Origin of the sequence: Paenibacillus sp. FSL R5-0887, assembly GCF_038002305.1 — a bacterium.
In the GTDB taxonomy this organism is placed as follows: domain Bacteria; phylum Bacillota; class Bacilli; order Paenibacillales; family Paenibacillaceae; genus Paenibacillus_AQ; species Paenibacillus_AQ odorifer.
The window spans coordinates 71,161-90,502 of sequence record NZ_JBBOCE010000001.1 but is presented as its reverse complement, the minus strand read 5'-3'; the positions used below and the strand labels follow the sequence as shown (position 1 = coordinate 90,502).

18 protein-coding genes and 1 riboswitch are annotated in these 19,342 nt (G+C 44.6%); of the genes, 2 read left to right on the top strand and 16 right to left on the bottom strand.

Annotated features, from left to right (window positions below):
• Window positions 1–69: 69 nt before the first annotated feature.
• From phoU to MKY14_RS00370, 6 genes are all read right to left on the bottom strand, one after another.
• The gene (gene phoU / locus MKY14_RS00395; RefSeq protein ID WP_036678957.1) at window positions 70–729 is read right to left on the bottom strand and encodes a phosphate signaling complex protein PhoU; all 660 of its coding nucleotides are present in this window, start codon (window positions 727–729) and stop codon (window positions 70–72) included.
• 73 nt (window positions 730–802) lie between these two features.
• Window positions 803–1,558, bottom strand: coding sequence for a phosphate ABC transporter ATP-binding protein PstB (gene pstB / locus MKY14_RS00390; RefSeq protein ID WP_036678954.1), 756 nt, complete (start codon window positions 1,556–1,558; stop codon window positions 803–805).
• Window positions 1,559–1,756: 198 nt separating this feature from the next.
• Window positions 1,757–2,485 carry a response regulator transcription factor gene (locus MKY14_RS00385; protein ID WP_036678951.1) on the bottom strand — a complete coding sequence of 243 codons (729 nt, stop codon included), beginning with the start codon at window positions 2,483–2,485 and terminating at the stop codon, window positions 1,757–1,759.
• Window positions 2,486–2,594: 109 nt separating this feature from the next.
• Window positions 2,595–4,391 carry a two-component system histidine kinase PnpS gene (gene pnpS, locus MKY14_RS00380; RefSeq protein WP_076124920.1) on the bottom strand — a complete coding sequence of 599 codons (1,797 nt, stop codon included), beginning with the start codon at window positions 4,389–4,391 and terminating at the stop codon, window positions 2,595–2,597.
• 178 nt (window positions 4,392–4,569) lie between these two features.
• Window positions 4,570–4,956, bottom strand: coding sequence for a VOC family protein (locus MKY14_RS00375; RefSeq protein WP_076220032.1), 387 nt, complete (start codon window positions 4,954–4,956; stop codon window positions 4,570–4,572).
• Between the two features lie 158 nt (window positions 4,957–5,114).
• The gene (locus tag MKY14_RS00370; protein ID WP_076278646.1) at window positions 5,115–6,674 is read right to left on the bottom strand and encodes a fumarate hydratase; all 1,560 of its coding nucleotides are present in this window, start codon (window positions 6,672–6,674) and stop codon (window positions 5,115–5,117) included.
• A gap of 102 nt (window positions 6,675–6,776) precedes the next feature.
• Between MKY14_RS00370 and yfbR the strand changes: the two genes are divergently transcribed.
• Window positions 6,777–7,382 carry a 5'-deoxynucleotidase gene (gene yfbR / locus MKY14_RS00365; protein ID WP_081390510.1) on the top strand — a complete coding sequence of 202 codons (606 nt, stop codon included), beginning with the start codon at window positions 6,777–6,779 and terminating at the stop codon, window positions 7,380–7,382.
• Between the two features lie 83 nt (window positions 7,383–7,465).
• On the opposite strand, the gene thiH is transcribed toward yfbR, so the two are convergent.
• The 6 genes from thiH to MKY14_RS00335 all read right to left on the bottom strand — a co-directional run bounded on the left by thiH (window position 7,466) and on the right by MKY14_RS00335 (window position 13,809).
• Complete coding sequence (gene thiH, locus MKY14_RS00360) at window positions 7,466–8,581, bottom strand: 2-iminoacetate synthase ThiH (protein WP_076276413.1); 1,116 nt, start codon at window positions 8,579–8,581, stop codon at window positions 7,466–7,468.
• Window positions 8,582–8,614: 33 nt separating this feature from the next.
• A complete protein-coding gene (locus tag MKY14_RS00355; RefSeq protein WP_340975469.1) occupies window positions 8,615–9,382 on the bottom strand; it encodes a thiazole synthase in 768 nt (255 codons plus the stop codon).
• Window positions 9,383–9,437: 55 nt separating this feature from the next.
• Window positions 9,438–9,641 carry a sulfur carrier protein ThiS gene (gene thiS / locus MKY14_RS00350; protein WP_038569682.1) on the bottom strand — a complete coding sequence of 68 codons (204 nt, stop codon included), beginning with the start codon at window positions 9,639–9,641 and terminating at the stop codon, window positions 9,438–9,440.
• A 38-nt stretch (window positions 9,642–9,679) separates the two neighbouring features.
• Window positions 9,680–10,285 (bottom strand): thiamine phosphate synthase, encoded by a 606-nt coding sequence (locus tag MKY14_RS00345; protein WP_340975467.1) that lies wholly within the window; start codon window positions 10,283–10,285, stop codon window positions 9,680–9,682.
• 113 nt (window positions 10,286–10,398) lie between these two features.
• A riboswitch (TPP riboswitch) is annotated at window positions 10,399–10,500 on the bottom strand.
• Between the two features lie 87 nt (window positions 10,501–10,587).
• Window positions 10,588–11,460 (bottom strand): SDR family oxidoreductase, encoded by an 873-nt coding sequence (locus tag MKY14_RS00340; protein WP_038569678.1) that lies wholly within the window; start codon window positions 11,458–11,460, stop codon window positions 10,588–10,590.
• 237 nt (window positions 11,461–11,697) lie between these two features.
• Window positions 11,698–13,809 carry a GDSL-type esterase/lipase family protein gene (locus tag MKY14_RS00335; protein WP_340975466.1) on the bottom strand — a complete coding sequence of 704 codons (2,112 nt, stop codon included), beginning with the start codon at window positions 13,807–13,809 and terminating at the stop codon, window positions 11,698–11,700.
• A 194-nt stretch (window positions 13,810–14,003) separates the two neighbouring features.
• On the opposite strand from MKY14_RS00335, the gene MKY14_RS00330 reads away from it, so the two are divergent.
• Window positions 14,004–14,942 carry an AraC family transcriptional regulator gene (locus MKY14_RS00330; protein ID WP_340975465.1) on the top strand — a complete coding sequence of 313 codons (939 nt, stop codon included), beginning with the start codon at window positions 14,004–14,006 and terminating at the stop codon, window positions 14,940–14,942.
• Window positions 14,943–15,019: 77 nt separating this feature from the next.
• On the opposite strand, the gene MKY14_RS00325 is transcribed toward MKY14_RS00330, so the two are convergent.
• From MKY14_RS00325 to citZ, 4 genes are all read right to left on the bottom strand, one after another.
• Window positions 15,020–15,448 (bottom strand): hypothetical protein, encoded by a 429-nt coding sequence (locus MKY14_RS00325; protein ID WP_036678923.1) that lies wholly within the window; start codon window positions 15,446–15,448, stop codon window positions 15,020–15,022.
• 127 nt (window positions 15,449–15,575) lie between these two features.
• Window positions 15,576–16,517 (bottom strand): malate dehydrogenase, encoded by a 942-nt coding sequence (mdh, locus tag MKY14_RS00320; protein ID WP_340975464.1) that lies wholly within the window; start codon window positions 16,515–16,517, stop codon window positions 15,576–15,578.
• Between the two features lie 78 nt (window positions 16,518–16,595).
• On the bottom strand, window positions 16,596–17,891 hold the full coding sequence (gene icd / locus MKY14_RS00315; protein WP_036678918.1) for an NADP-dependent isocitrate dehydrogenase: 1,296 nt from the start codon (window positions 17,889–17,891) through the stop codon (window positions 16,596–16,598).
• A 147-nt stretch (window positions 17,892–18,038) separates the two neighbouring features.
• Entirely contained in the window at window positions 18,039–19,151 is a 1,113-nt protein-coding gene (gene citZ / locus MKY14_RS00310; protein WP_036678915.1) for a citrate synthase, read from the bottom strand.
• Window positions 19,152–19,342 lie beyond the last annotated feature (191 nt).

The window sequence follows — 19,342 nt, the reverse complement described above, 5'->3', positions numbered from 1 at the left end:
TAGCCGCCCTTTTAAAAGGGCGGCTACTTAGTTTAACTAAAGATATAACAAAAGCTGTGGAAGTGCAAATTACTGATTCAAGTCCGGACGGCTGCCTGTGACCAGATAAACAACACTCTCACCAATGTTAGTCGCATGATCGGCAATCCGTTCAATATAACGGCCTACCAGCGTTAATAACATAGCTTGGGATACAGAATCCGGTTTTGCCACCATATAACTATATAGCTCATTGATCATCGAACCATATAATTGATCGACCTGATCATCATCTTGTGCCATTCTATAAGCCAGATCCGTGTTCTCATCCAGATAAGACTGGATAGCCTCATCAATCATGGTCGTCACAATTTCCGCCATACGTGGAATGTCTACAAGCGGCTTGATCAGCTGCTGTCCATGGATGCGCATAGTTGCTTTCGCAACATCAATAGCCAAGTCACCCATACGTTCCAAATCGCTAGATATTTTGAAAGCAACGATAATGCGGCGCAAATCTTTTGCTACAGGCTGCTGTGTAATAATTAGCCGTGAGCCAATTTCCATGATTTTATCTTCCATGGCATTCAGCTGCAAATCTGCTTTAATGATTTCCTGAGCGCGCACAGTATCAAGATTCTGTAAAGCAACAATTGCTCCACCAAGAGCATCTATTACATGTTCACCCATCTGCTGCAGCAGACTGCGCAGCTCTTCCAAATCTTTATCAAATTCTTTTCTGCGAATCATAGTAAGAGCGATCCTCCTCATTAATGTATGGTCAGCTTGCCATTTCCAAGGACGAGCGCCCTTGTAGCCCGTATCAGCCGAAACGTCCAGAAATATAATCTTCGGTGCGGGAATCCTTAGGAGTAGAGAACAACACCTCTGTATCCGCCGCCTCTACAATTACACCATTCAAGAAAAACACGGTTCGACCAGATACACGTGCCGCCTGATGCATGTTATGAGTAACCATAACGATTGTATACTTACTTCTTAATTCCTGTACAAGCTCCTCTATCTTGAGCGTAGACACAGGATCAAGTGCAGACGTTGCCTCATCCATGAGCAGAATATCCGGCTGCACTGCCAAAGCTCGGGCGATACACAGCCGTTGCTGCTGTCCGCCGGACAAGCTAAGGGCAGATTTTTTCAGAAAATCTTTAACTTCCTCCCACAGCGCGGAATGACGCAGACTTTGCTCTACAATCTCATCCAGTTCGCTCTTTGAACGAATGCCGTGCAGGCGAGGACCATAAGCTACATTGTCGTAAATCGACTTTGGAAAAGGATTGGGCTGTTGGAATACCATGCCCACCTGCTTACGCAGGCTTTCTACCTCTACCTCGTCACTATAAATATTTTTGCCGCCGATGTTTACAGTTCCTTCAATACGTGTACCAGGAATCATATCATTCATACGATTCAGCGTGCGCAACAGAGTGGATTTTCCGCAACCGGAAGGTCCAATAAAAGCAGTAACCTGTTTCTCCGGAATTTGCAGATTCACATTCTTCAGTGCGTGAAATGACTCATAGTAGAGATCAAGTTTCTCTATGTCAATGATGGATTTCATTAGTATTTACGTCTCCTTCTCATCATCTTCGTTCTCCATAATAAGCTTTTAATGTAAATACAGTTGGAGAGAAATGTTAACGCAATGTAAAATTGGTGAAGATGAATTAGTCCACGTGATAGTATTCCCTACAATTCGGCGTGTAATCTCACCTGAATCTTGTTTATGAACGGGATAAAGAAGAAAACTCCAGTCATGCTAAATGACCGGAGCTCTCTTTTTGTTAACAACTAATTTATAACCTACACCTCGAATGGAATCGATATGGACGGATTCTGGATCTAGCTCAAGCTTTTTACGAAGTGAACTTACGTGCACATCAACGGTGCGCTGTCCACCAATATAATCAAAGCCCCATACAGCGTTCATAAGATCATCTCTTGTCAGCACTACCCCTGGTTTACGAGCCAAATATAACAATACCTCGAACTCTTTAGGTCGCAGGTTAATGCTATGTCCACCTAGGGAAACTTCATACCGCTCAGGATAGATTTCTAGTTGTCCCAGAATGATCGTAGAAGCAGATATAGGTGTCTCTTGTGGAGCCTCCTCAGCAAGACCGGAAATCCGCCGCAATACAGCGCTCACTCTTGCAAGCAATTCGGATACCCCAAAAGGTTTGGTTATATAATCATCAGCACCGGATTTCAGCCCTCTAACCACATCTTCTTCAGCATTTTTAGCAGTTAATACGATAATAGGTGTGCGGATACCTTGTCCACGCAATTTATCAAGGATGTCAATGCCATTCATTCCTGGCAGCATCAGATCCAATACGATCAAGTCAAAAGGTTCCCTCGTCGCACGATCATATCCTGCCGTTCCATGATCCTCTACCGTCACCTCGTAACCTTCCTGCGTTAAGTTATAGGACAGCAGCCGGGCTAGTGTCGGTTCGTCTTCAATGACAAGCAATCGTTGAGCCATAGGTTCCCCCGTCTTCCATATAATTTGATTTTTACAAAACAGCAACAAAACCATCATATCACCGTAATGTTAACTTAGTGTAAAATTGAAAAAGTGAATTTACAAAAATCTAATCGGTCTTTTCTTCCTGCAGCAAAGGCAATTCAATCACAAAGGAACTGCCGATTCCCAGATCACTTTCAACTGAAATCACTCCATGGTGCATATCTACCAAATGCTTCACAATAGACAGCCCCAATCCGGTTCCACCGGAGCTTCTGGATCTTGCCTTATCCACCCGGTAAAAACGTTCAAAAATACGCGGAAGATCTTTTTTAGGAATCCCCATACCTGTATCGCTAACAGTAAATTGAACATTTTCGGAGCCGTCTGGTTTCAGTAGACTCTTAACGTAGACCTTTACGTTTCCGCCTTCATGTGTGTAATTAATCGCATTAGAGAACAGATTCATAAAGATTTGACGCAGCTTATCCTCATCCGCCTCAATGAATAGCTCCTCTGGAACCTCTACATTAAGACTAATGTTTTTCTTCTCAGCGACTTTACTGATGGTTCCCAGCACGGAATCAAAGAATTCAATGATATGAACCGGTGAGCAATCGAGCTGCACCCGTTTAGATTCGATTTTAGATAATTCCAGAATATCTCCAATCAAGCGATTTAAACGCTCATTCTCATCATAAATAATTTGCAGGAAGGATCTCGCCGTCTTCTCATCTTTAACTCCGCCTCCCAGTAAGGTCTCGGCAAACCCTTTGACCGCTGCAACCGGAGTCTTGAGTTCATGCGATACATTAGCTACAAATTCACTACGCATCCGCTCCAAACGGCGAATTTCCGTAACCTCTTGCAATAGGAAAAGCATACCTCTGTACGTACCATCCTGGATCATCGGAACCGCGTCCATCCGTACAATTCGCTCTCTTGGGTTATAAATACTTCGTTCTTCATGAATCGGCTCCCGGCTTAACACCCCTTCTTCAAGCAGACGGGTTAGCTCATAATGCCGTTTTAACTCTTTGTACGAATGACCCGCCATTTCACCGTTACTGACATCAAGCATTCGCTCTGAAGCCCGATTAAGCAGCGCAATCTCTTCTTCCGCATTGATCATTATGATGCCGCCCGTCATATTATCCAGCACGCTTTGCAGCAGATCCTCATTATCACGAATCGTCTTAAGCTGGTCTTGAAGACTGTCTGCCATCGCATTAATCGCTGTAGCCAGCTGTCCAACTTCATCTTTACGCTTCAAATGAACTCTGGCATCATAATCCAGATCGGTAATCCGCCGGGCGACTCTTGTGATTTGCTCCAGCGGGGAAGTCATGCTTGAAGCTACTTTATAGCTCACAATAGTTGCTGACAAGAACAAGATAATTAGACCTGCAGCCATGATCATCCAAGCATGCTTAAGACCTTGCGTTACAGCATCAAGTCCCATTGAGACCCGAATATAGCCGTCAAATCCCTGATCAGAAGTTACCTTTCCAGCCACATATAACATCTCATGCTTTAGAGTTTCGCTGTAACGGATTGCCCGTCCAGTTCCCTCTTTCGCAGCCCCTATCTCTTCTTCACGATTGGAGTGGTTGTCCATTTCCAAGGGGTTTTTCTCAGAATCGCCAATTACTTTACCCGACTTTGTAATAAACGTTATCCGAGAATCTAAAAGTTTAGAAATATGCTCCGCCTGTTCAGTGTAATACGGGATCGCATTCGAAGAATTCATATCAACAAATTCCAGTGTGCCTGAGAGCAAGCTTATTTCCCGGGACATATTCTCTTCCAGAGCAGTTATATGGGAGCTCTTAAACAGATGAGCCATCGTAAATCCAGTACCAATCATGGAAATACCGATTAAGGCCATAAGTATAAACGTAAGACGAGCGCGAAACGGTTTCATCTGAAATTTGCCTCTCCCTTTATCATTGTATCTTTTATCCTAACTTCATTTTCTTCAAAATACCAGTACGACTATGACCGTGACATAAGCCCCCCAGAGTAGATTATATAAAAATAACAGCCCGAGTTGATTAACTCTGGACTGTTACTTTGTATTACTTTTGTAAAAACACATGAGTTTATTCTGTACGGGTGGCAAGAAACCACTGATTACCCTGAAGGTCTCTAACCCCTGCTCCTCTTTCTCCATAGGATTTATCCAGTGGTTCTTCAATAATAGAAGCCCCGGCATCCAGGCACTTGCGGTAGGTCTCATCAACATTTCTTACATAAAGATGAATGGCAAGCTGTACCGGTGAATACTTTTCATTCGCTTCGGAAATCTCAATGATGGAATCACCGATTCTGACCTCGGCATGCCTAATCCTTCCCTCATCATTTCGCAGCATATCAATAATTTTGGCATCAAAGCAGTGCACAACAAAATCTATCAATTGGTCTGCATCTTCCGCAATAAAATACGGCGTAACGTTAAGAAACCCATTTCTAATATAATGTGGTGCCATTCGTTGTCCTCCTTTAGACAGGTAAAAACGCCTTCGGCGTTCCTTAAGGATCATTTATAGTCTGGACATATAAATCCTTATAATTTGATTAAAACCCATGGAAAAGCCATTCAGAGAATCTGCCCTCCTCATGACTTATCCACCGGTTGTAACCCCATTTATTTAAACACTGGCTCCTTGAATTGAGTCAATTTAGCTGCAGAATCTTTTTCCACATCCGCATGCAGACTGTTGCCGTGAGCATCCATCGTCACAATCGCTGCAAAACCCTCCACATCGAGATGCCACATCGCCTCAGGAATACCAAATTCCATAAAATCAACAGCGTTGACCTTCTTAATACACTCAGCATAATACTGGGCGGCTCCACCAATCGCATTGAGGTATACCCCGCCGTGCTCCTGCAACGCTTTTAACGTTTTTGGACCCATACCACCTTTTCCGATGACTGCACGGATTCCAAATTTTTTGATGATATCGCCTTGATAAGGCTCTTCACGAATGCTCGTAGTTGGGCCCGCAGCTTTTACATGCCAGCCTTCCTCATCTTTCATCATCACAGGACCACAATGATAAATCACAGCCCCTTCCAGATCTACCGGAGACTCATGATCCATTAAATATTTGTGCAAAGCATCACGGCCTGTATGCATTTCACCGGATAAAATAACCACGTCTCCAACACGCAGACTACGGATATCCTCTTCACTTACCGGCGTTGTAAGACGTACTTCCCGCGACTCAGAGGCTGGGCTGTTAGCTCCCTCAGCAATTACCGCTTCAGATTCATGTGCCCCTTCATCATCTACAGATATCCCTGTACCACTCTCATACAACCAATCCTCTATATTGCCTGTGGATGGATCAACCAGCACCCCTTGGCGGCGGAAGGCCCAACAGTTATAAGCAACGGATACGAAAAAGCTAGCTGGCAGACGATTCATAACGCCAACCTTACAGCCCAGCAGCGATACTTCACCACCAAAGCCCATCGTACCAATTCCAAGCTTGTTAGCATTCTCCATAATATAGTCTTCCAGCTTGCTAAGGTCTTCTATCGGATTAACATCCTCCACTTTGCGGAACAGCTGCTTTTTAGCCAGCTCGTAGCCAGTCGTACGGTCACCGCCGATACCCACGCCAATAAAACCGGCACTACAGCCTTGTCCCTGCGCCTGATATACCGCGTGTAAAATACATTTACGGATTCCGTCCAGATCCCGACCCGCTTTGCCGAGTCCTTCTAATTCTGCCGGGAGACTGTATTGAATATTTTTATTCTCGCAGCCTCCACCCTTCAGAATAAGTCTAACGTCTATTTTATCCTCTTCCCATTGTTCGAAATGAAGGACTGGTGTGCCTGCACCCAAGTTATCTCCGCTATTCTCACCTGTTAATGAATCTACAGAATTGGGACGAAGTTTACCATTCTTGGTCGCTCGTACAATGGCATTATGAATATCTTTTTTCATCTCAATCTGATTGATTCCCACAGGGGTGTGAATGATAAATGTAGGCATTCCCGTATCCTGACAGATCGGAGACACTTGCTGCTCAGCCATTCCGATATTTTGCGCAATCGTGGTTAAAGCAAGACCGGACCGGGTAGCCCTGTCTTCCAGCGCGCGACCTTTTGCAACTGCCCGGCGTACATCTCCCGGCAAATTCGTGGAAGTTTCTACGATAAGGTTATAAATACTGTCTTCAAAATGCTGCATCTTCATTCAAGCTCCTCTCGGCAGTTCCAGGTTATCTAAAGTTTGATACAATTAGTATAATAATATCATACCTAGCACCGCATGAAAGGGGTTACTTTAAAATTGAGCTACCATTTTTCTGCCTATCTATATCGTCTTCAGTATATTCAGCGCTGGAGCTTGATGCGCAGCACCGCACCGGAGAACGTCGCTGAGCATTCTTTTCATGTTGCATTGCTCACACATATGCTCTGTTCCATCGGTAATGTTCATTTTGGACGTTCACTAAACGCGGAACGAGCAGCAACCATAGCTCTGTTCCATGATGCCAGCGAAGTGTTCACAGGTGACATCGCCACGCCGGTAAAATACAACAATCCTAGCTTACTCACCAGCTTCCGCGAAATGGAGAAAGTTGCGGCTGATCGCTTAACTGGAATGATTCCATCAGAGCTGAAAAGCATCTACACTCAGCTTATACGGCCGGAAGACAGCCCTCCCGATTCGGAGGACATTCTGCTGCACAGCTATGTGAAAGCCGCTGATCGGCTGGATGCTTATTTGAAATGCGTATGGGAAGTTGCTGCAGGAAACCGAGAATTTGCCGCCGCGAAGGAGCAGACAGCAGCAAAACTTCGTGGGCTTGACCTGCAGGAAGTGGATTATTTTCTGACTCATATGGCACCGAGTTTCGAAATGTCTCTCGATGAGCTCTCTGCCGGAAACTAAACACCCTCTATACAATAAAAAATGGACCTCCGCATGAATCTCGCAGGGGTCCATTTAGTGATTAATAATTGATAATACAAGTGTTACGTTGTTGATTCGGTCAGGATATCCCAGTCTTTAAAAATGGGCTGCAAACCCTTCGTATATAGCATTTTCGTAATCTCCTGCACACTACGGCTATCGGATATTTCGAATTGCGGAGTTCCCCCTGCATTAGTGTGACCGCCCACCTCAGTAGTGACCCCGGCTGACATCTTAGTTATTCCTAGATGAATTAAATGATCGCGTAGAGAGGCAGGCTCTCTTGTAGATAAAGTAATGCCCGAACGGGGTAAAAATAACCGGTATGCCAAAATAATCTGCACTAGCGATCGGTCGGTAACATCACACTCCGGGTTAAATTCCCCTAAATAAGGCCGAAACCGTGGAGGTGACAGACTGATCTCGCAATCTGGATACCGATCCTGCAAATAACGGGCATGCATGGCACTTTGGAATGCCTCTTGCCGCCAATCATACATCCCGAGCAACGTACCAATATTCACAGAACGAAAACCTGCCTGACAGCCGCGTTCAGGTGCATCCAGGCGATTCCGGTAGTTTCTTTTAGGCCCTTTAACATGCAGCTTTCTGTAAGTCTCCTGGTGGTACACCTCTTGGTACAGTGTTAATCCATCCACCCCTGCTTGAAGAAGCTCTTTATATTCTGCAGTTGATAGAGGATTTATCTCAATACTGACAGAGGAAAAAAATTCCCTGAGTACATCTACGCAATCCTTAATATATGAGACAGGATTCTCCCGGCGCGATTCACCAGTCAAAATGAGGATATGCCGCAGACCTGTAGCTGCAATCTTCTCAGCCTCCCTGCGAACCTCCTCCAAGGACAGCTTTTTGCGCGGAAAATCATAAATGGAGCTGAAGCTGCAGTAGGTACAATGATTCACACAAAAATCCGCAAGATACATCGGTGTGAACAGCTGCATCGAATAACCAAAATGTGCACGGGTCAGTCGCTGTGCAGCCAACGCCATCTCCTCTAGCAGCGGCGTTGCTGCCGGAGAGAGCAATGCCAGCAAATCATTTTCGTTCAGCTTGTCTTTTCCAAGCGCCCGCTTAACGTCATCCTCCCGGAACTCCTTCCACAGCTGCTCATAAGGATACTGCTCCAAGCGGGCCAGTGTGTCAAAAAAGCTCATGCTAATCTTCCCTCCTTTCGTGACCTATCAAATTCAGTTCAAAAATCCAGTCAACGGTGACGAAGCAAAAGCAACTTCTTCTACAGGACCGAGTCCTGCCAAATAAGCTTTGCGGCCAGCGGCTATCGCCTCGCGGAACGCTTCCGCCATGACGAGCGGATTACGTGCCGTTGCAATAGCCGTATTAAGCAGAACAGCAGCGGCCCCCATCTCCATTGCTTCCGCCGCTTCCGAGGGCTTGCCAATTCCGGCGTCTACAATAATCGGCAAATTCACTTCTTCAATAAGAATACGCACAAGCTCCTTAGTGCGCAGGCCGCGATTCGTCCCGATCGGCGCACCAAGCGGCATCACAGCAGCAGCACCGGCATCTCTCAGACGTAAAGCAGCCGAAAGGTCCGGACTCATATAAGGCAGTACTACAAAACCCTCCGCTGCTAAAATCTCTGTAGCTCGTATGGTCTCCAGATTATCTGGAAGCAGGTATTTCTGATCATTGATCACTTCGATCTTGACCCAGTTCCCCAGTCCCGCAGCTCTTGCTAATCTTGCAATACGGACTGCCTCTTCCGCTGTACGCGCTCCTGAGGTATTAGGCAGAAGAGTCATGTGACCGGGAATGTGGTTCATGATATTTTCTGCTCCACCTTGCGGGTCCACTCGGCGAAGCGCTACAGTAATCACCTGAGAACCAGAGCTTGCGATCACTTCGGGGATCAACGTATTCCGGCTATATTTTCCGGTTCCGATAAATAATCTACTGGTTAATTCGATGCCGCCAATATGTAACGGGTCATGCATGAAATTACCTCCCTTTGGTTCGTATAAATTTCTCAAAATTCTATACCGCTCCATCTCAACCCCCACCAACAAAGTGCACCAGTTCCAAACGATCATCCTCGCTCAGAGCAGTACTTTCATAATTCTCCTTACTGACAATTTCTCCATTCAGCTCAATGATCATCAGACGACCCGACCACTCAGGAAGACTGATCAAATCAGCTATAGTTTGAATACCACCAGAACACTCTGCGGATTTCCCGTTAATCAACAGCTTCATTCTGAATCACCCCCTTCGCCCATGCTGTTACCTCCAGGCTATGAATGAACCGCCTTATGAATAGCTTTGGCGGCCTCATAAGGATCATCCGCTCCGCAAATACCGGACATCACAGCAACTCCTGCCGCACCTTGTCTAATGATCTGCGCCGCATTAGCGGGGCTAATTCCTCCAATCGCAATTACAGGAATAGAGCTGGTCTCCACCGTTTCTGCAAGCAGCTCTAACCCACGTGCGGGCAGCCCTAACTTGCTATCCGAGGGAAATACATGACCAAACAAGCAATAATCAGCTCCCTGCTCTGAGGCATTCGCCGCTTCTTCCGGAGAATGAACCGATCTCCCCAGCCGAAGCTGAGGTGCAATTCGCCGGGCTGTAACCGGACTCAGACTGTGCCAAGCCAACTGAACCCCCGCGGCACCAGCTGCCAATGCTACATCGATCCGGTCGTTGATTATCAGTTTGGTAGCGGGCATACCGGCAGCCAACAGCTGCTGTGCCGCAGCGAGCAGTTCGCATGCAGGACATTGCTTATCTCTCAGGTGAATATAATCGACCCATGTCTGCACCGTGACAGCTAGTTCAACAAAATGTCTCAGCTGTAGCTTGCCGTCTGATATTAGATGGATCTCAGCTTGCAACATCACGATCTCCTCTCTCACTTCCCTGTAGGTCAGTAAAAAACAAAAAAACTGCCCCCCGTAAGGAAGGCAGTCAGAATCTGTATATAGACGGCACTACAAATAGCCCGACAACAGAAATTCGTTCTCCACTTCCCTACGCTGGTCTTAACCAGATCAGGTTCAAAGGGTCCGGAAATCCATTCCGTCTCAGCCAATCGGCACCCCTAGTGACATAAATATACAATTTTAAAATGCTAACGTGGTTTATAGTAACATATTTTTTTATTGAAATACACCCATTTATTCACATTAGCTGTACTGATCTAACCGTTTACTACCTCGCCACCATTTACATGAATAACCTGTCCAGTCACATAACTGGAATCGTCAGAGGCCAGATATACATAGGCTGGTGCCAGCTCTTCTGGTTGTCCAGGCCGTTTCATAGGCTGTGTACCTCCAAACTCGCTAACCTGTTTTGCATCAAAGGTAGAGGGAATCAGCGGTGTCCAGATTGGACCTGGTGCAACACCGTTTACCCGTATGCCCTTCTCTGCCAGATTCGTGGACAAGGATCGTGTGAAGCTAAGAATAGCTCCTTTAGTTGATGAATAGTCCAGCAGCTGCGGGCTTCCGCGATAAGCGGTAATTGAAGTTGTATTTATAATTGTAGATCCTGCTTTTAAATGAGGCATAGCTGCTTTTGTTAAATAGAACATCGCAAATATATTCGTACGGAAAGTACGCTCAAGCTGCTCGGAAGTAATATCCTCGATCTTAGCTTGCGGATGTTGCTCTGCCGCGTTATTGATGAGAATATCAAGCTTTCCTAAGCCCTCCACCGTCTGTTTAATAAGATCCTTACAGAATTTCTCGTCACCGATATCACCTGGAATTAGGATACATTTGCGGCCTTCCTGCTCGACCTGACGTTTAGTTTCCTCTGCATCTGAGTGTTCATTAAGATATGAAATGACCACATCAGCGCCTTCTTTAGCAAAAAGCACAGCAACTGCACGCCCAATTCCGCTGTCTCCACCGGTAATTAACGCCGCCTTGTCTTGCAGTTTACCTGCTGCTTTATAATTTGCCGGCTCGTATTTGGGCAGCGGCGTCATTTCACTCTCAATCCCTGGCTGATGATGCTGCTCCTGTGGGGGTAAGGTTTTTGTAGCTTGTTTATTGTTGCCTGACATCTTCCCTATCTCCTCTCGTTAAGCAAATTGATAGTTAACTGATCGTCTTAGGATGGCACAACTATGCACGTTTATACGCTGGGTTTGTCATTTTCTTAAATCGCTTTACGAATCTTACTTACCACAATGAAAGTAGATATAAACAACCGTGAGAGATATACTGCTGTAAGTGGAGAGGAATTCACTGCATACAAATAGACACAGCATCGCTGCTGTGCCTTGAATTGTTCACCCTGACTATTTTAGAGAAGAAACATGATTTTCTGCATTCACTTCATGTTCCAGCACCCACATAAAGTACAGAGCTTTGGCCGCTTTCTCCCGGGTCACTATAGCTTTAGGTTCTAGTTCTGTCCCATTGACCATTTCGCCTCTGGCAATCCCCACTTCAGATCTAATGAGTCCTAATTCATATGCACTTTTCACTTTTGAAATTAAATAAGGAGAAATGTCCGCTGTATCAACAAGCTGCGTCCAGGATACAAGAGGATAGTACATCGCACCTCTAGCTCCTGGCTCCAAATTCGAATCATAGCCAGGATCTCCTGGCACTACTGCTGTGCCGTTATAATCAGTCATGTACTTAGGTTTATTAGCAAACTTTACTTGGTAAACATCATAGAGAATAGCACCCATCGATTCACGTGACAGCTTACCTTTCGGATAATAGGCAACATCAGATCTTTCCACTTTCATTAACTTAGAAATACTGCGTGTGAATTCAGCAACTGTCATCTCCGTATCCGGATTAAAATTCCCTTGACGGTCTTTGCCCATTACTCCCAGCTGGATTAATTTTTCAATTTGATTACGGTAATAAGCAGCTTCCCCAGTCGTCGTATCATTCGTTATTTCCGGAAAAATCTTACCCCAGTTCCCTGTTAGTGCCGCATGCTTAACGTTCCCTTTAAGGTAAGGAGTAATGGAGGCAGCAGTAGAATCGCCAGTAGCACCTTTCTCTACAAGCTCCGTAACAATCATCCGCGAAAATTGTTTGGCGAGCGCTTCTTTAAAATGAGTCCCATCGACTTTCTTTGAAGGATGCCCGTTAGCGTAACTTCCGTCATTTGTTTTGCCTGGCGTTTCTCCGGCTTCAATTGACATGAAGAGGGCTGTTATTGCTTCTACACCGATCTCGTTATAATATTTCAGACTTTCCGAGTTAAGGTCAATAAGTGTAACTCCAGATTCATCTGCGACCCGTTTAAGAATATCTACAAACTTTCTTGATTTAAAAGAATTTTCATAGATATATCCCGGACTTGCATTCCCTTTAATTCTGGACATTGGCGTTACCAGTACTGGTATCATGCCCCGGGCTTGAATCGCAGGGAGATAGACTTCTTTAAGGTAATTTTCATACATTGCTTCTGTCGAACCTCTGCCGTAACGTCTGAACTCATCTGCGCTCTCATCATTGTGTCCGAATTGAATAAACACATAATCTCCAATGCTGCCATTCAGTAAAATGTCGTTCAGTCGACCTTCTGTATAGGCATTTTTAAACGAGCGTCCCCCCATGGAATAGTTAGTTACACTCAATTTATGTTGATTAAACATACTGCCAATAATCTGGCCCCAACCACTCATTGGTGCTTCGTCGAAGGTGTAGGACTTGACCGTAGAATCTCCAAGTATAAATAAATTTGGAAGAGCTCCAACTGCTCTATGCTGAGGCAAAATCGGTTCCAGTATGATCTCCTCAATCCCCACAGCTGTGTTCACTTTGTTCGGTTCGATCTCAATATCTATATGATCACGGCCGTTTACATACGTATAAGTCCACTCTTTCCCTTTGGCTACAGCCGTATGCTTGACGGGTACAAGCTTTGCAGCGTCCCAATGTCCACTTTTCAACAAGCGGCTGGTCTGCATTCCGGATACTGACACGATCCCATCCTCTGCGTCAGAAGTCGTTTTTACATATATGTTGTAGGTTCCAGGGGGCGCATCCATTCGAAACGCCATACCGTAGTTGTTATAATTATCTTTCTCAGATTTAGGTTCAGCAAAAAAATTAGGCTCTGTGATGAAAAAACCTGTTCCATCGGATGTAATTGAGTCGGTGTGCACTTCTCTGGCGGGTAAAGCGTTGGTCTCTTGAACAAAACCATAACCTAAAGATGAGTCATACAATTGTACACCGTGATTAGGATCATACCTGACGGATTGATACCCTGTTTTAACTTGGTTTGTAAAATTGAACTTGTATACGCGTGCAATTTGGGTTGGAGGTTGCCTCTCTGCCCCATCTTTTATAAAGGCTGCCTCTGTTGTACCGTGAGTAAGAGTCAATGAAGCCATTAGTAAAGAAGATAAGATTAGTATATTCCTACACAACTTTCCCACTTCATTACACTTCCTTCCGTTTCTCGAAATACTTCCCTAGGTTCCTCCATTATCCCTGTTCTCTAAAGTGATTCAAATGATGATTTCATTCTTTTTTTTGACCTTTTGTAAAGAAAACTATGGAATGATCAACGGCTCGCACTGCAAAACGGTCATATGTATAGGTATCCTTGATATAATTAAGAACATCCCTATTGATCCTAAGGAGGAGAACTCCTATCGCTTACAAAGTCAGCTTTCCGAACATTATAAGTACACTACAGCTGATCGGTGTTCATTATCGTGTAGCAGAACCTGGGTGGACATACCCTGATCATCATCACAAAATCTTCGAACTATTGTATTGCTACGACGGCAACTCCCATCAATATGTAGAAGGAAGTTCCATTGCCTTTGGTAAAGGAGATTGGTTAATTATTCCGCCTGGCTTACGTCATTATGTAGTTAATTCTGGCCTGAGCAACTATATCTACCTCTCTTTTCATTTCGATATTGACGATTTAAAGTTTCGTGAATGGTTTCAGTCTCAGGCTGTACAGAAATGGAATAACCAGCAAATGCAGCGTTCGGGATTAAATCACCAACTGGAACATTTGGATGAATTTATTAAGAACAATATTCTCGCCACGACGGCCTCCACTGGATTTCCCGAGGAAATTGAAGAAATGATTCTTGTAAAAGAAAGGCTTCGTTTGCAAGCGATCATCCTGATGATTTTGACTGAACTCATTGATGTACAGCTCTCGAATTCGGAGAATTCCAACACAGCGCGACAAGCAAACTCTTTGTACGAGGTGGAAACTGCTCATCAGATCGAAAAATATATTGCAGCCAATATTCATTTGCCGGAGCTCACGGTTAATTTGATTGCTGAGCAGCTTTGCTTAAGTCGGGTGCAGTGCCATAAGTTGTTTACAAAGATATATAAGATATCTCCTAGGCAGTACATAACTAACCTAAGATTAAAGAAGTCAAAACATTTGCTGCTTCATACCGATTTAAAAATACAGAGGATTTCTGAACAACTCGGGTTTGCTTCCCAGAGCCACTTCAGCCGACAATTCAAACGATGGACGGGTGTTTCTCCGTTAAATTACCGGCCGAAATCTTATACGAATCCTATCAGGGATTAACGTTTTATGAAGATAAATTACCGGAACATACGAAAAACCCGCTCTCCATTACGGAGGCGGGTATAATTCGCTATAGATTAAACTATATCGTTAAACACCATGAAGAATACCATTAGTAGCAATGACACCGTAAGCAGTGCACTAAGTGTGCGCAATTTTCCAGTCTCTGCGCTAACGTCGCGGTTCTCACGAATTCCAGCTGCTGCAAGACGCAAAGGCTTGCTCATAATACCGCCAAGTGCAAACATCGCTAGCAATAACACAACAACAATAATCATCCACGCTACTGAATAATCACCTTTGGTCATCATATAACCGCCTGTAAGGAGTTGGATCACCAATCCATACTGCGCAAAACGATTAAATCCGGTTACTGCACTTAACGTTCCTTCTTTAGCCCCAGACGACAGTTTCTCTGCACGTCCTAGGATGAAGGGTAGCACAAGGTAGAAGCCAAGTGCCAAGGTTCCGATCATATGTAAGAAAAACAACACGTTCCAATCCATAACATATCTCCTCCGTTTTAACTGTGATAATAGTTACATTTAATTATACCCATTATTGCTTGAGAAGAAAAGGAAACCCCCATTTTAAGTGAACAAAATGGGGGTTTCTTCATACCTCTGTCACAATCTATACAGTTAGCACAGCTGTTACGCTACGCACGGATTCAGCAGACTTATCTAAAGCCGCTTTTTCCTCAGCTGTAAGCTCGAGTTCAAAAATTTTCTCAATACCATTGGCACCAAGTAACGCCGGAACACCCATGAACAGGTTATCGTAGCCATATTCTCCTTCGAGCAAAGCGATAACCGGAATGATCCGTTTTTTGTCCTTCAAGATAGCTTCCGCCATCTGAACTAAAGAAGCCGCTGGTGCATAATAAGCACTACCATTTCCTAAGAGGTTAACAATCTCTCCGCCACCTACACGTGTACGTTGCACAATCTCATCAATACGCTCTGCAGATATCAATGTATCAATTGGAATGCCACCGACACTGGAATACCTTACGAGCGGTACCATATCATCGCCGTGTCCGCCTAATACGAAACCACGTACATCTTCAACAGATACCTTCAGCTCTTGTGCAATAAACGTGTTATAACGGGCTGTATCCAGCACTCCGGATTGTCCAATTACGCGACTCTTCGGAAAACCCAGCGCATTAAATGCCGCATAGGTCATAGCGTCAACTGGATTGCTCAGAATGATTACAATGGAATCTGGTGCTACAAGTTTTATGTTCTCGCATACCGACTTCACAATACCTGCATTGGTGTTCACGAGATCATCGCGACTCATTCCAGGTTTACGGGCAATCCCTGCAGTGATGATTACAATATCTGAATCCGCAGCATCTTCATACCTTGAGGTTCCTGTAATTTGACTGTCAAATTTCTGTACAGGACCTGCTTCCAGCATATCTAGTGCCTTCCCCTTGGTTGTGTTCTCCATTTGTGGGATATCAAGCAGCACAACGTCACCAAGCTCCTTTTGAGCAAGCATAAGAGCTGTAGTAGCCCCAGTAAAACCGGCACCTACAACTGTAATTTTATAACGTTTGATTGCCAAGGATTCTCCTCCTAGAACGGTGTCGGTATAGCTTGTATTAGCTAAACTTCAATATATTCAGTTGGTTGAGCCAGCCTCTTAGAGGTGATTAATTATCTCGTCGGCAAATGCAGAGCATTTCAGTTCAGTTGCGCCTTCCATCAGGCGGGCAAAGTCATAAGTCACGGTTTTGTTATTAATAGCTGTTTCCATACCTTTATAAATCAGATCTGCTGCTTCCTGCCAACCCAGATGCTCCAGCAACATTACGCCGGACAGAATCACGGAACCAGGGTTCACAACATCTTTGTCTGCATATTTAGGTGCGGTGCCATGAGTGGCTTCAAAAATCGCATGTCCAGAAATATAGTTAATGTTCGCTCCAGGAGCGATACCGATACCGCCGATTTGCGCAGCAAGCGCGTCAGACAGGTAATCCCCGTTCAGGTTCAAGGTAGCAATAACATCAAAATCAGTCGGACGAGTCAGAACTTGTTGCAATGCGATATCCGCAATGGCATCCTTGATGATAATTTTGCCCGCAGCTTCAGCATCCTTCTGAGCAGCATTGGCAGCAGCTTCACCTTCACGTTCTTTAATTACATCGTATTGATTCCAAGTGAAGACCTTATCTCCGAACTCTTGCTCAGCAACTTCATAACCCCAGTTTTTGAAGGCACCTTCAGTGAACTTCATGATGTTTCCTTTGTGCACAAGCGTTACGCTCTTGCGTCCGTGTTTGATCGCATATTCAATAGCAGCGCGTACCAAACGTTTTGAACCTTCGGAGGATACTGGTTTGATACCAATACCAGAAGTTTCAGGGAAACGGATTTTGTTAACTCCCATCTCTTTTTGCAGGAATTCGATGACTTTCTTCACTTCAGCAGAACCTTCTTGATATTCAATCCCTGCATAAATATCCTCCGTATTCTCACGGAAAATAACCATATCCACCAGCTCAGGACGTTTAACAGGAGAAGGAACCCCTTCGAAATAACGAACTGGACGCAGACATACGTACAAATCCAACTCTTGACGCAAAGCTACGTTCAATGAACGAATACCGCCTCCAATTGGAGTCGTAAGTGGACCTTTAATAGCTACAAAATATTCACGGATTGCCTCCAAAGTATCATTTGGCAGCCATTCGCCATATGTATTGAAGGCTTTTTCGCCAGCAAAAACTTCGTACCAAGCGATTTGCTTTGTGCCGCCATAAGCTTTAGTTACTGCTGCATCAAGTACGCGTTTGGAAGCCTTCCAAATATCACGGCCTGTGCCGTCACCCTCGATAAAAGGAATGATTGGATGATTAGGAACCTGCAGTTTACCATCTTTAATTGTGATTTGTTCGCCTTCTGTTGGCAGATCGAATTTTTCTAGTTTCAACATTTGAGTGTATTCCTCCTAAAGTTTTGTGGGATTTAATTTCTCATGGACAAGCCTCGAACAAAACTCTCTACGTATGAATATGCATTATTGCATATATTCTAGGGTTCATTCTACTAAACTTTAGGAGCAGCCCGCAAGGCTGCCCTTCTATCTTTCGTCTACTGGAACGTATTTCTGTTCAATCATACCTGTGTATTCTGCACGTGGCCGGATAATACGGTTATCTGTATATTGCTCCAGAATATGTGCAGTCCAGCCTGAAGTCCGGCTAATTGCAAAGATAGGAGTGAACAGCTCACGTTCAATACCCAGCTGTGTATAAACTGATGCCGAATAGAAATCAACATTCGGTTTAAGTCCCTTTTGTCCGGTAATCAATTCCTCGATATTTACGGACATATCATACAGCGTAGTATCATTTTTCATTGTGCCAAGTTCAAGTGACATTTTCATCAGGTGTTTAGCACGTGGATCACCATTTTTGTATACTCTATGGCCGAAGCCCATGATCTTCTCGCGGTTATCCAGCTTCTTACGAATATAAGGTTCAACCGCTTCCAAACTTCCGATCTCTTCAAGCATCTTCATAACGGCTTCATTCGCCCCACCGTGAAGTGGACCCTTTAGAGCGCCGATAGCGGAGGTCACGCCGGAATAAATATCGGACAAGGTTGCAACCGTAACTCTGCCTGCAAAAGTTGAAGCATTCAGCTCATGGTCCGCATGAAGCACAAGTGCGGTATCAAGCGCTTTAACAGATACACTGTCAGGCTCTTTTCCCCATAACATATACAGGAAGTTCTCGGCAATCGAGACGCCTTCTTTAGGAGCCACAGGTTCCAGACCTTTGCGAATACGCGATAGGGCCGCCACAACCGTCGGGAGCTGTGCCTGTAGTTTTACTGCTTTAATCTCGTTAGCTTCTCTACTCATATCGTCAGCCGCTTCATCATAGAGAGCAAGGCTTGATACAGCAGTCCGCAATGCTGCCATGGTGTTGGTGTCTTTTGGATAGAGCTTCATTTGCTCGATGACTGGCTCAGGAATCCGTGCGAAAGCACTGAAATCCCGTTTGAGCGCTTCCAGCTCTGGTGTTGTTGGTAGACTGCCAAACCACAATAAATAAGCGGTTTCTTCGAAGGTAGCATTTTCTGCGAGATCATCAATATCATAACCACGGTAAGTGAGTACCCCATCCACAATAGAGCTAATGGATGAAGTTGTTGCAACGATACCTTCCAAGCCTTTGGTAGCTGTCATAGCATATCTCTCCTTTGCCAACAAGGTATAAAAAGCATTCTCGGTTTCATGTAAACATTTCCAATTTAAAGCATTGAAAAATCTAAGGAGTGCAGTTCAAGGACATATCCGGCGAGGATGTTGTCTGACTTTCGTAATCGAATCTTTATTCATCATACTGGATTTTGTCGGTTATGTGAACAATGTGGAAG